Here is a 12,391-nt window from a genome sequence, read left to right as displayed (position 1 = left end):
GACTTCCCCTAAACTGAGCCAGCAGATCGTCCGTCTGCTGCCAGCCGGGTTGTTGTTCATCCGGTTCACCGGCGCTCGCGCCACCAAATGTAGATTCCCGACAGCACAACAATGGCGCAGCCGATATAGGTCGTAGGGATTGGGATTTCCTCGAAGACCAGAACGCCGACGATGGTGGCCGTGATGATTTGGGCATAGCCAAATGGCGCAAGAAGTGAGGCTTCGGCCAGACGATGTGCTTCCGTGCTGGCGATGTGGCTGAAAGCGCCGAAGAGGCCCATCGATACCAGTATGACATACCCTGTTGCCGTCTCCGGCCAGGTCCAGGTCAGAAAACTGAAGGGCAGAAAACACAGCGCTGCCAGTCCCGAGGACCAAAGCTGGATCGAGGCGTTCCGGTCGACCCCCGCCAGCTTGCGGGTCATCACGTAGTAGAGCGAAGCGGCGATCACGGCACCAACCGACAAAAAGACAGCCGGTTGGAAGGTCGCACTGCCGGGCTGCACGATGACAAGGACGCCAGCAAAGCCCGCCAGCACGGCCGCGATCCGGTGTATGCCGATCCGCTCGCCCAGAATTGGGACTGACAATAGCGTGATCGCGATGGGGATCGCGAACATGATCGCGGTCGTCAGCGTCAGGGGCAGGGACTTCAGCGCGAGGAAGTTCAAAACCGTGGCCAGAACAAGAAAGACCGACCGCAAAAGCAGTTGAACCGGGGCCCGCGAACGAAGGATTTCAAACCCGTGACGGGGGAGAAAAACGGTCGCTGTGAACAGGAAGTGCACCAGGTAGCGCAATGCCACAACCTGCACCACGGGCATCGCAATTTCCGATAGCAGCCATTTTGCCGATGCCGACAGGCCCGTAGACATGCCCGCAGCGAGCAGCATCAGACCGATACCCAGACCGACATTCTGTGTGTTTGCGGTGGTATGTTTGTCCGGGTCGGTCATTTCCGCCGATGTCAGGCCCGGTAGTTTTTGGAGGCTGCATAGTACTCATCGAAGCCAATCCTGGCGCGTACGTCCTTGAAAGACATCAATGTGCCCTGGTCCACGCAATCATTGCGCAGATCGACGAGGGTCTCCATCAGCCGCTGCATGACCGAGGCCAGCAGGGTCAGCGGATAAGCTGCAAGATTGAATCCCATGTCCCGCAGTTCAGCTTGCGACAGGATCGGCGTCTCGCCGCCCTCCAACATGTTGGCCATGGTCGGGCCTGGAACCTCCTCGCAAACGCGTCGCATCTCGCCTTCGCTTTGCGGGGCTTCGACAAAGGTGAGGTCTGCGCCGAGCTCATGGAACCGTAGGGCGCGTTCAATGGCTTCGCCAAGACCGTGTTCTGTGCGGGCGTCCGTCCGGGCGAGGATCAACACGTCTTCTTCCTCGCGGGCGTCGAGGGCAGCCTTTACCCGGTCAAAGGCCGCGTCGCGGTCGGCAACCGCCTTGCCAGGTGTGTGGCCGCAGCGCTTGGGCGCGACCTGATCCTCGATCATCACCGCCGCTGCACCGGCGCGCGCGAGACCCTTTACGGTGCGCAGCACATTCATCGCATTGCCGTATCCGGTGTCGCCATCGGCCACGAATGGTAGCGAAGTTGCTTCAGCGATGTTGCGCGTTTGGTCCAACACCTCGCCATAGCTCATCAAGCCGAGGTCGGGCATCCCGATACGCGAAGCCGAGGCCGAGAAGCCCGACATAAACGTCATCTCGAAGCCGGCCTGTTCGATCAGCCGGGCCGAGAGCGCATCGTAGCAACACGGCGCGACCACGAGGTCGTTTTGCTCCAAAAGGGTGCGCAGCCGAGCCGCACGGAGGTTGCGGCCTTCGTTCGGAGCGGTTCGTATGACGGTTCTCATGGCGCGTTCCGTCATCAAGACGCCGCAAGGGCCGCGACGATGGCATCGCCCATCTCAGCGGTCGATACCGGGGACTGGCCGTCAGACTGCAAGAGATCGCCGGTCCGCACGCCTTTGGCCAATACGCTTTCGACGGCAGCTTCCAGCAGGTCGGCTGCATCGCCTTCGTCAAAGGAATAGCGAAGAGCCATGGCGAAACTCAGAATACAGGCGATGGGGTTGGCCTTGCCCTGACCGGCAATGTCTGGAGCCGAACCATGCACGGGTTCATACATGGCTTTGGGTCGGCCGTTGTCCATCGGCGCGCCCAGCGACGCCGAAGGCAGCATGCCCAGCGAGCCGGTCAGCATCGCCGCACAATCGGATAGAAGATCGCCAAAGAGGTTGTCCGTCAGGATAACGTCGAACTGTTTGGGTGTACGGACAAGCTGCATCGCGCAGTTGTCGGCATACATGTGGCTGAGCTCCACGTCCGGATACTCCGTGTCATGGATGTGCTGGACCTCTTCGCGCCAGAGGATGCCGCTTTCCATCACATTGGCCTTTTCCACCGAACACACCCGATTACCCCGCCGCCGCGCCAGTTCAAAAGCCGAGCGCGCGACGCGGCGCACCTCCGCCGTGGTGTAGCGCTGTGTGTTGATCCCCACACGGTCGTCGCCTTCGCCGGAGATGCCGCGCGGTTCGCCGAAATAGATGCCCGAGGTCAATTCGCGCACGATCATGATGTCGAGCCCGCCGATGAGTTCAGGTTTGAGCGAAGAGAAGTCCTTGAGTGCGTCGAAACACTGCGCGGGCCGCAGGTTCGCATAGAGGTCCATTTCCTTGCGCAGGCGCAAAAGGCCGCGTTCCGGCTTCAGGCTGAAATCCAGCCCGTCATATCGCGGGCCACCCACGGCGCCGAGCAGAACAGCATCGACCTCTTGCGCTTTCGCCATGGTGCGATCGTCGCATGGCGTACCGTATCTGTCGTAGGCCGCGCCACCGATAACATCTTCGTAGATGTCGAATTCCAGGCCCCTGTTGGCGGCAAGCCAGTCGATGATCTTGCGGGTCTCGGCCATGATTTCGGGGCCTATACCGTCGCCGGGCAGGACAAGCAGGGAAGGTTTCGTCATTTCTTTGTCTCTCCGGTATCAGACCCAGCTGCGATCGGCAGCGAGCGCTGTTTCATAACTTCTGACCGCGTCGGCCTTCTGAAGAGTGAGGCCTATGTCATCGAGCCCGTTGAGCAGGCAGTGTTTGCGGAAAGAGTCCACGTCGAAAGCGATCGTTTCGCCGTTCGGCCGGGTAATGGTCTGCGCCTCCAGGTCGATGCCCAACCGCGCATTCTCGCCCTTTTCGGCGTCCTCCATCAGCGCGTCGCGCTGGTCTTTCGGCAGGACGATCGGCAGGATCCCGTTCTTGAGGCAATTATTGAAAAAGATGTCGGCGAAACTCGTGGAGATCACGCAGCGGATGCCGAAATCAAGGAGCGCCCAAGGGGCATGCTCGCGGCTCGAGCCGCAGCCGAAATTGTCGCCGGTAACGAGAATGCTGGACGCGCGGTAGGCGGGCTTGTTGAGCACGAAATCGGAGTTTTCGTTACCATCCGCGTCATAGCGCATCTCCCGAAATGCCGAGACACCGAGGCCTGATCGCTTGATCGTCTTCAGGAACTGCTTGGGAATGATCATGTCGGTGTCGATGTTGACCAGCGGCATCGGTGCCGCGATCCCGTCAAGTCTGTTGAAAGGTTCCATCGCTCGGCTCTCCTTACAGATCGCGCACGTCGGTCAGGTGCCCGGTCAGCGCCGCTGCCGCCGCCATTGCCGGGGACATCAGGTGGGTCCGGCCCTTGTAGCCCTGACGGCCCTCGAAGTTGCGGTTCGAGGTCGAGGCGCAGCGCTCTCCGGGGCTAAGCTGGTCGGGATTCATGCCCAGGCACATCGAGCAACCCGCCATGCGCCACTCGAAACCGGCCGCTTTAAAGATGTCGGCCAGGCCTTCCTCTTCGGCCTGCGCGCGGACGAGGCCCGAGCCCGGCACGATCATAGCGCGCAAGCCGTCCTTTACCTTCATGCCTTCCACAATCCGGGCGACTTCGCGCAGGTCCTCGATGCGCCCATTGGTACAGGAGCCGATAAACACAGTGTCGATCTCGATGTCCTGCAGGCGCGTGCCGGGGGTCAGCCCCATATAGTCCAACGCGCGGGCGGCGGCGTCCGCCTTTGCCCCTTCGAAGTCCTCCGGCGCGGGCACAGCGCCGGTGATCGGCGCGGTGTCCTCCGGCGAGGTGCCCCATGTGACGGTCGGCGCGATGTCTTCGCCTTTCAGCGTCATCACCTTGTCGAAATATGCATTGTCGTCGGAGTAGAGCGTTCGCCACCACGCGATAGCGCGCTCCAGTTCCTCATCCTTCGGTGCACGGGGACGGCCGCGGACATATTCAAAGGTCGTCTCATCGGGCGCGATCAGGCCGGCGCGGGCACCGCCTTCGATGGCCATGTTGCACACGGTCATCCGGCCTTCCATCGAGAGTGCGCGGATCGCTTCGCCGCAATACTCGATCACATGGCCGGTGCCGCCGCCGGTTCCGGTTTTGCCGATGATCGACAGCACGATGTCCTTGGCGGTGACGCCAGGCCCGACGGTGCCGGTCACCTCGACCTTCATGTTTTTCGACTTCTTCTGGATCAGCGTCTGCGTGGCCAGCACATGCTCGACCTCGGAGGTGCCGATTCCGTGCGCCAGCGAGCCGAATGCGCCGTGCGTGGCGGTGTGGCTGTCGCCGCAGACAACCGTCATGCCCGGCAGGGTCAAACCCTGCTCGGGGCCGACGATGTGCACGATCCCCTGGCGCTGGTCCTCGATGCCGAAGTGTTCGATCCCAAACTCCTCGGCGTTCTTCGCGAGCGCCTCGACCTGGATGCGGCTTTCCTCGTTTTCGATCGCCTTCAGCCGGGCCTCATCGGTCGGCACGTTGTGGTCGGGCGTTGCGATGGTGCGATGTGGCGCGCGGACTTTGCGGCCCGCATTGCGAAGGCCTTCAAAAGCCTGTGGCGACGTCACCTCATGCACGAGATGCCGGTCGATATAGACCAGGCACGTGCCGTCCTCGGCCTCGTCCACCACATGGGCGTCCCAAATCTTGTCGTAAAGCGTCTTGGCCATGGGTCTGTCAGTCTCCAGTTCCAGCGCCTGCCGCAGGCAAAGCGTCTCCGTTCGGGCATCCTGCGCTTCGCGCAGCCCGTTTAAAGGTGTCGGTCGTGTCCGGGATCAAGCTCCGGACCGCTTCAGGTCCGGCCCGCGAACTCCCCGCGGACCTCTTGGTTGTTTATCCTAGCGAGCAAGCTCGTAGGGGATGTAGAGTGCCAGATCCGGCCAGAACCACAGAAGGACGGCCACGCCGAGCATGATTACCGCGAAGGGCATCGCCCCTTTGGCCACCTCCTGCAGGCGCGCCTTGGCCACGGCCTGGATCACGAAGAGGTTCATCCCCACCGGCGGGGTGATCAGCGCGGTTTCGATCAGCACCACAAAGAAGATGCCGAACCAGATCGGGTCGATGCCGGTATTGATAACCGCGGGCAACAACACGGGCACCATGATCAGCAGCATCGACAAGGCTTCCAGAAAGAACCCCATGAAGAGGAGCACCACCCCGACCGCGAGAATGAACAGGCTCGGATTCGAGATGTTTTCGGTCAGGAAGGCGCTGATGGATTGCGGGATCAGGTAGAGCGTGATCGCGTAGGAGAAGACCTTGGCACCGGCCACGATGATCAACACCATGACGGAAGTCTTGAGCGAGCTCTCCACCGCTTCGCGCAGCTTTGGCCAATCCATACGGCGCATGGCAAAAGTCATGATCAGGGCAATGACAAACCCAAGCCCCGCGCTTTCGGACGGTGTGGCAATCCCGGTGTAGATCGACCCGACGATGGCAACCGCAAGTGCCACGGTCGGCAACGCCATCAAGGACGCCATGCCACGCTCCCCCCATGTCGCCCGCGGAATCGGTTGATAGGCGCCGGAGAAGCGGGAAAACAGGATGCCGTAGATGATGAACGCGGTGGCCAGGAACAAGCCTGGACCGACACCCGCCAAAAACAGCGTCGGGATCGAGCTTTCGGTGACAACACCATAAAGGATCAGGGGGATTGAGGGTGGGATCAGAATGCCCAGCGTGCCGCCCGCAGCAAGCATGCCATAGACGAAGGGCTTGTCGTAGCCACGCTGCGACATCTCAGGAATCGCAACCGTGCCGATCGTGGCCGCCGTCGCCACCGACGAACCTGAAATCGCCGAGAACAGCGTACAGGACATAATCGTCGCAACGCCGAGGCCGCCGGGCCAATGGCCGACCCAGCTTTGTACAGCCGCATAGAGGTCTCGGCCGACACCTCCCTTGAGCAGCACGTTGGACATCAGCAGGAACATCGGCACAGCCAGCAGTTCGAAGCTGTCCATGGACCCGTGCAGGCGTTGCGGCACCGCAACCAGGGGCAGGCCTTTAAGCCCCAACAGGATGACCCCAAGGCCTCCGAGCGCAAAGGCAACGGGCGTCCGCAGCAAGAGGAGTGCCAACAGGGCGACGAGAATGAAAACGGCTTCCATCAGTGCGCCCCTTCCAACACGTTGTCTTCAGGCAGATCCTCGGTCCAGACGCGATACAGTTGCACCGCGCCCTGCAGCATCAGAAGTGCAGAGCCGACCCAGACGGGCGCATGGGTGATCATCTTCGGCGGCGCGAGATAGGTATCGGTCGTGTGCCCGGCCAGAGTGGCCTTGAGCCAGATCTGGAAGCCGAAATAGCACGCTGTGCCGGCGAAAACGAACAAGACGACAATCCCGAGGCTCTCCGCCAACCGGCGCCAGATGGATCTCGGATTGCTCAGGATCAGCTCGATCGTCACCATTTCGCGGTGTTTCAAGACGTAGGCGGCGGCGAGATACACAACCCAGACCTGTAGCACGCGGCTGACTTCGTCGACCCAGACCGTGGGCGCGTTGAAAACATACCGCATGACAACTTCGAAGGTGATAAAGAAACCAATTGCAAACAGACACCAGGCACTGAGCTTGCCGGTAAACTCTGAAATGCCGTCGATGATGCGCGCAAGCATGTCCCCCTCCCGTGATTTTCAGATAGGCCTCTTGCTGAGGCGGGGTGAGAGCGGCGGACTGACCGCTCTCACGGGCACTGTGTCGCTCGTGACCCTAGTTGGTCATCGCTGCCTTAACGGCGGCCACAGCCGCAGCGCCGGTTTCGCCGGTTTCTTCGACAAAGCGATCGACCACGCCGGCGGTTGCTTCAACCCAATCGGCGCGCTGCTCAACGCTCAGTTCGACAACCGTCATTTTGGCTTTCATCTCCTCCACGATACTCGCTTCCTCGGCGTAGATCTGGTCGCGCAGCTTCTGCTCGACTTCGGCAGCGGCCGCGTTGATGATCGCCTTGTGCTCGTCCGACAGGCTCTCGTAGAAGTCATTGTTGATGACAGCCACAAACTCAATGGCGCTGTCGAAGGTCAACGTCATGTGATCCATCACCTCGTAGAGGCTGCGCGTCTTGACCGACGAAACGCCTGTCATGCCGACATCCACCGCGCCCTGCTGATAGGCGAGGAACTGCTTGGAGCCCGACATCAGTGTGGGTGCGCCCCCGAGAGCCTGGATCGTCCAGCCCTGGACCTTGCCATAGGTGCGGACCTTCTGTTCGGCCATATCGCTCGGCTGCACGATCGCGCTGTCGTTGTTGAGGTATATGTTGCGGCCAAACGCCTGCCACCACAGAACCCGGTTGTTGGTTTCTTTCAGGATCGCCGCATCCATCATCGTGCGCAGTTCGGAGCCGGGCGCGACCGCGGCCCGGATATGGGACTCGCCGTCAAAGATGAAGGGAATGGAAATGACGTCCACCGCCGGGACGGCTCCGGCATAGCGGCCAATGAAGACCGAACCCGCTTCGACAGCGCCGGTTCCAACGGCTCCGGGGATCTCCTTGTCCTTGAAGAGCTGTGCTGCGGGGAAAAGATTGAGCTTGAGCTCACCGCCCGATTCCTCTTCGACCAGCGCCTGGAAGTCTTTCCAGTTGTGAACGACCGAATGGGTCTCGGGCAGCTGCAGCGTGACCCGCATGGTTTCCGCCGCCGAAGCGACCGGCGACAGGCCAACAACAAGCGCGGCTGCCGCGCCAGTGATCCAGTGTTTCATGGTTTCCTCCCGTTGAGACTGGTTTGAGGCCTACGACAATATATTGCTGCGGAGGAAAAGGGTAACGATTTTATGCCTTCCATGGCGCGACGGAGCAACGTTGTTCCAAAAGGTTTCGATCAGTGATGACAGAATTGCGTAATCCGGAATTCACAAGTAGCCTTGTACTCAGACTAGAGAGCAATCGCGGGGTGCAGTCGTGGACGAAGCCGACAGAAGGATTCTGAGAGCCATCCAGAAGCAACCAGAGTTAACAATGCGCGAGCTGGGTGAAGTGACGGGATTAAGTCACACGCCCTGCTGGCGCCGCATGAACAAATTGCGCGAAGATGGCTACATCTCCGAGAAACGTTATGTCCTCGATGCACAAAAACTTGGCTTCGAACTGATCGCCTTTTGCATGGTTCAACTCAAAGAACACTCGCGCGCGAGCCTGGAGGAGTTCGAAAAGGCGACTCAGTACATCGACGAGATCGTACAAGTCTACTCGGCGACCGGCGACCAGGACTACATCTTGCGGGTGTTGGCGCGAAGCGTGCGCGACTACGAGGATACGATCAAGCACCGGCTGCTGGAGCTTCCTCATGTCGGGTCGATCCGAACCAGTCTCGCACTGAACGAAATCAAGAACACAACCGACGTGCCTGTTTAGAGGGCTTCCACTTCGATGCCTAGCGTTCCAACATACTCCGTTTTGTGTGGGATGATGTTGCGGAGAAATAAACACACTTAGGATGAGATTGCGCAACTAACGCCAATCGGAACAAAACTAGCGACAAATTCACCTCGCAATTCTCCTATGGTCTCTGCCAACAGGAACAGGCGGGATACGACCCGACGTCGTCTCTTCGCCACCTTTGACAGGGGGAGGGCTCAGGTGGGCATACAAGTCGCGTTGGACGATAAGTACACCGCAACGGATGGGCGCGTGTTCCTGTCAGGCACGCAAGCTCTTGTTCGCTTGCCGATGACCCAGATGCGTCGAGACCGCGCTGCAGGCCTGAACACGGCGTCCTTTATCACCGGCTATCGCGGCTCACCCCTGGGCAATTACGATCTGCAGCTTACCCGCGCCAAGAAATTTCTCGCCCCCCACGACATCACCTTTCAACCCGGGCTGAACGAAGACCTGGCCGCCACCGCGATCTGGGGCTCGCAACAGGTAAATCTGTCCAAAGGCGCAAATCGTGATGGTGTGCTGGGGCTGTGGTATGGCAAAGGACCGGGCGTCGACCGTTCCGGCGATGCGCTGAAACATGGCAATGCGGCGGGCGCCTCCAAACATGGCGGCGTGCTGGCCTTTGCCGGCGATGACCACACCTGCAAATCCTCGTCCATCCCGCATCAATCCGACCATGCCTTTATCTCGGCGCTGATGCCGATGCTCTACCCATCTTCCATACACGAATTCATCGAGATGGGGCTCTTGGGCATCGCCATGTCGCGTTATTCTGGCTGTTGGGTGGGCTATAAAGTGATTTCCGAGACGGTCGAGACGACCTCGGTTGTCGATCTGGGCGCAGAAAACCGCGCCTTCACGCTGCCCACCGATTTCGACATGCCCGAAGGCGGGCTGAACCTGCGCTGGCCCGACCCGCCCTTGGTTCAGGATGAGCGTCTGCAAGAGCAGAAAGGCTATGCCGCCATCGCGTTTGCCCGCGCCAATCAGGTTGATCTGACCACGCTCGACAGCCCCAATGCCCGTTTCGGCATTGTCGCCTCGGGCAAAGCCTATGAAGATGTCGTACAAGCGCTGACCGATCTGGGCATCGGCGAGGCCGAACGCAATGCAATCGGGCTGCGCCTGTATAAGGTGCGCATGCCTTGGCCGCTGGAACCCGAAGGCATCCGGCAGTTTTCGGAAGGTCTGGAAGAGGTTCTGATCGTCGAGGAACGGCGCGAGATCATCGAAAACCAGATCAAACAGCAGCTGTTCAACTGGCGTCCCGATGTGCGCCCCCGGATCGTCGGCAAATTCGATGAGGAAGACAAACCCTTCTTGTCGCTATCGGCCGGGCTGAATGTCAGCACCGTAGCCCGCGCCATCGCGGATCGGCTGTTGAAACTGGATCTGGCCGAGGGGCTGGCCAACCGGATTTCGCAAAAACTCGAACGGCTGGAGAAACTCCAGGCCCAGGGTCAGGCGCATAGCGCGCCCGTCGCCCGGCTGCCGCATTTCTGCGCCGGTTGCCCGCATAACACCTCAACGCGTGTGCCCGACGGCTCGACCGCCATGGCGGGGATCGGTTGCCATTTCATGTCGCAATGGATGGATCGCAACACCGAGACCTTTACTCATATGGGCGCCGAGGGCGTGCCCTGGACGGCCATCGGCCGCTATACCGATGAAAAGCACCGGTTCGTGAATCTGGGCGACGGCACCTATTTCCACTCGGGCACTTTGGCCATCCGCGCCTCGGTCGCCGCCAAAGCCAATATCACCTACAAGGTGCTGTATAATGATGCGGTCGCCATGACCGGCGGGCAGCCGCATGATGGCGATCTGACCCCGCAACAGATCACCCATCAGCTGCATCATGAGCGGGTAGGCAAGATCTACCTGCTCAGCGACAAACCCGACCTTTACCCGGCTGGCGACCTCGCACCGGGTGTGACCGTCAAGCATCGCGACCATATCGACGCGGTGATGGAAGAGCTGCGCGAGGTGCCGGGCGTCACCGCGATTGTCTATGTGCAAACCTGCGCGGCCGAGCTGCGCCGCCGCCGCAAACGCAAGCTGGCCGATGACCCGGATATGCGGCTTTTCATCAACCCGGCAGTCTGCGAAGGCTGCGGCGATTGTTCGAAACAGTCGAACTGTATCGCGATCGAACCCAAAGAGACCGCATTCGGCCGCAAACGCGAAATCAACCAATCGGCTTGCAACAAGGATTTCTCCTGCCTCAAAGGGTTCTGCCCTTCATTCGTAACCGTACGCGGGGGCAAGCTGAAAAAGCGCGCACCGGCCGAAGCGCCCGATTTCTCGGGTCTGCCCGACCCGCAAGTGCCCGTGCTGGATCAGCCCTGGAACATCGCGGTCACAGGTGTCGGCGGCACCGGTGTCCTGACTATCGGCGCGCTTCTAGGTATGGCCGCACATATCGAAGGTAAGAACCCCCTGATCATGGATATGGCCGGGCTGGCACAGAAAGGCGGCGCCGTGCTCAGCCATATCCGCATCGCAGCCCCCAATCACGAAGTCCGCTCACCCCGGATCGCCAATGGCGGTGCTGATCTGCTGATCGCTGCCGATTCCGTGGTTGCAGCTTCCAAGGAGGGCATCACCCTTTGCGCGCCGGACCGCACGCATGCTGTCTTCAATGCCAAGGTCACTCCAGTATCGGATTTCGTGCGGCAGCGCGATTTCGATTTCCAAGCCGCGGCGGTGGAAAAGACGGTCGAAAAAGCGGTACGCGGAAACGAGCATTTCCACAACTTTTCCGAAATCGCACTGGCCGTGGCCGGCGATGAGATCGCCGCCAATATCATGATGATGGGTTATGCTTGGCAGACAGGATTGGTGCCTTTGGGCCGGGAATCCATCGAGCAGGCGGTTCGGCTGAACGGTGTCGCGATCGAGGCGAACCTCACCGCCTTCAACTGGGGCCGGATGCTGGCGCATGACCCGGGCGTGGTGCACGCAAAGCTACAGCCGGAAGCCGGGGCCAGCTTGACGGAAATGAGCCTCGACGAACTGATCGCTCATCGCAGCGCGCATTTGACCGCCTATCAAAACGCCGACCTGGCCAAGCGCTACCGCGCCTTGATTGACCGCGTGCGGCAAGCGACCAGCAACGAGGCAATGATCCGCGCCGTCGTGCTGAACTATGCGAAGCTCTTGGCCTACAAGGACGAATACGAAGTCGCTCGACAGTTTGCGGATCCGGCGTTCAAAATGGCTCTGGCCGATCAGTTCGACGGCGAATACCGGCTGGCCTTTAACCTGGCCCCGCCCTTGCTGCCGGGCACCGCGCCCAATGGACGCCCGAAGAAACGCGAATTCGGGCCCGTCACCCTGCGGCTTTTTGGGCTGCTGGCCCGGCTGAAAGGGCTGCGCGGCACCGCCTTTGATCCTTTCGGCAAAACCGCCGAGCGCCGGGCCGAACGTGCGATGATCACGGAATATGAAAAGGACGTCGAGTTGGTCTTGTCCAAAATCGACCGCATCCCGGGCGATCTTGCGTTGAAGCTTTTGAACTCGGTGGACGAGGTCCGCGGGTTTGGTCCGGTCAAGGAGGAAGCTATGCAAGCGCATGCCGCCCGTCGCGCGGCGCTTGTGAACGAGATCCAGGAAAGCGCCCATCCTGCAATGGCCGCGGAGTGAGGAGGAGA

10 protein-coding genes are annotated in these 12,391 nt (G+C 60.5%); 2 read left to right on the top strand and 8 right to left on the bottom strand.

Annotation, left to right across the window (positions count from 1 at the left end; genetic code table 11):
* Window positions 1–65 precede the first annotated feature (65 nt).
* The 8 genes from ACO06R_RS12680 to dctP form a co-directional block, all read right to left on the bottom strand.
* Entirely contained in the window at window positions 66–956 is an 891-nt protein-coding gene (locus ACO06R_RS12680) for a DMT family transporter (protein ID WP_421850327.1), read from the bottom strand.
* 11 nt (window positions 957–967) lie between these two features.
* Window positions 968–1,861 (bottom strand): isocitrate lyase/PEP mutase family protein, encoded by an 894-nt coding sequence (locus ACO06R_RS12675; protein WP_421850324.1) that lies wholly within the window; start codon window positions 1,859–1,861, stop codon window positions 968–970.
* 14 nt (window positions 1,862–1,875) lie between these two features.
* Window positions 1,876–2,979: a 3-isopropylmalate dehydrogenase gene (gene leuB / locus ACO06R_RS12670; RefSeq protein ID WP_421850321.1), complete on the bottom strand. Its 1,104-nt coding sequence runs from the start codon at window positions 2,977–2,979 to the stop codon at window positions 1,876–1,878.
* Window positions 2,980–2,997: 18 nt separating this feature from the next.
* Entirely contained in the window at window positions 2,998–3,603 is a 606-nt protein-coding gene (gene leuD, locus ACO06R_RS12665) for a 3-isopropylmalate dehydratase small subunit (RefSeq protein WP_421850318.1), read from the bottom strand.
* Between the two features lie 13 nt (window positions 3,604–3,616).
* A complete protein-coding gene (gene leuC, locus ACO06R_RS12660; protein WP_421850315.1) occupies window positions 3,617–5,014 on the bottom strand; it encodes a 3-isopropylmalate dehydratase large subunit in 1,398 nt (465 codons plus the stop codon).
* Window positions 5,015–5,182: 168 nt separating this feature from the next.
* On the bottom strand, window positions 5,183–6,460 hold the full coding sequence (locus ACO06R_RS12655) for a TRAP transporter large permease (RefSeq protein WP_421850312.1): 1,278 nt from the start codon (window positions 6,458–6,460) through the stop codon (window positions 5,183–5,185).
* Window positions 6,460–6,969 carry a TRAP transporter small permease gene (locus ACO06R_RS12650; protein ID WP_421850310.1) on the bottom strand — a complete coding sequence of 170 codons (510 nt, stop codon included), beginning with the start codon at window positions 6,967–6,969 and terminating at the stop codon, window positions 6,460–6,462. The genes ACO06R_RS12655 and ACO06R_RS12650 overlap by 1 nt, the downstream gene beginning before the upstream one ends.
* 94 nt (window positions 6,970–7,063) lie before the next feature.
* Complete coding sequence (gene dctP, locus ACO06R_RS12645; protein ID WP_421850308.1) at window positions 7,064–8,059, bottom strand: TRAP transporter substrate-binding protein DctP; 996 nt, start codon at window positions 8,057–8,059, stop codon at window positions 7,064–7,066.
* Between the two features lie 199 nt (window positions 8,060–8,258).
* Here dctP and ACO06R_RS12640 point away from each other — a divergent pair, with 199 nt between their 5' ends.
* Both ACO06R_RS12640 and ACO06R_RS12635 read left to right on the top strand, forming a co-directional pair.
* A complete protein-coding gene (locus ACO06R_RS12640; protein ID WP_421850306.1) occupies window positions 8,259–8,711 on the top strand; it encodes an Lrp/AsnC family transcriptional regulator in 453 nt (150 codons plus the stop codon).
* Window positions 8,712–8,936: 225 nt separating this feature from the next.
* Window positions 8,937–12,383 (top strand): indolepyruvate ferredoxin oxidoreductase family protein, encoded by a 3,447-nt coding sequence (locus tag ACO06R_RS12635; protein ID WP_421850304.1) that lies wholly within the window; start codon window positions 8,937–8,939, stop codon window positions 12,381–12,383.
* The last annotated feature ends 8 nt before the right edge of the window (window positions 12,384–12,391 follow it).

Origin of the sequence: Oricola sp., assembly GCF_965230365.1 — a bacterium.
Classification (GTDB): domain Bacteria; phylum Pseudomonadota; class Alphaproteobacteria; order Rhizobiales; family Rhizobiaceae; genus Oricola.
The sequence above is the reverse complement of the archived record's forward strand: the minus strand, read 5'-3'. Positions and strand labels throughout refer to the sequence as shown.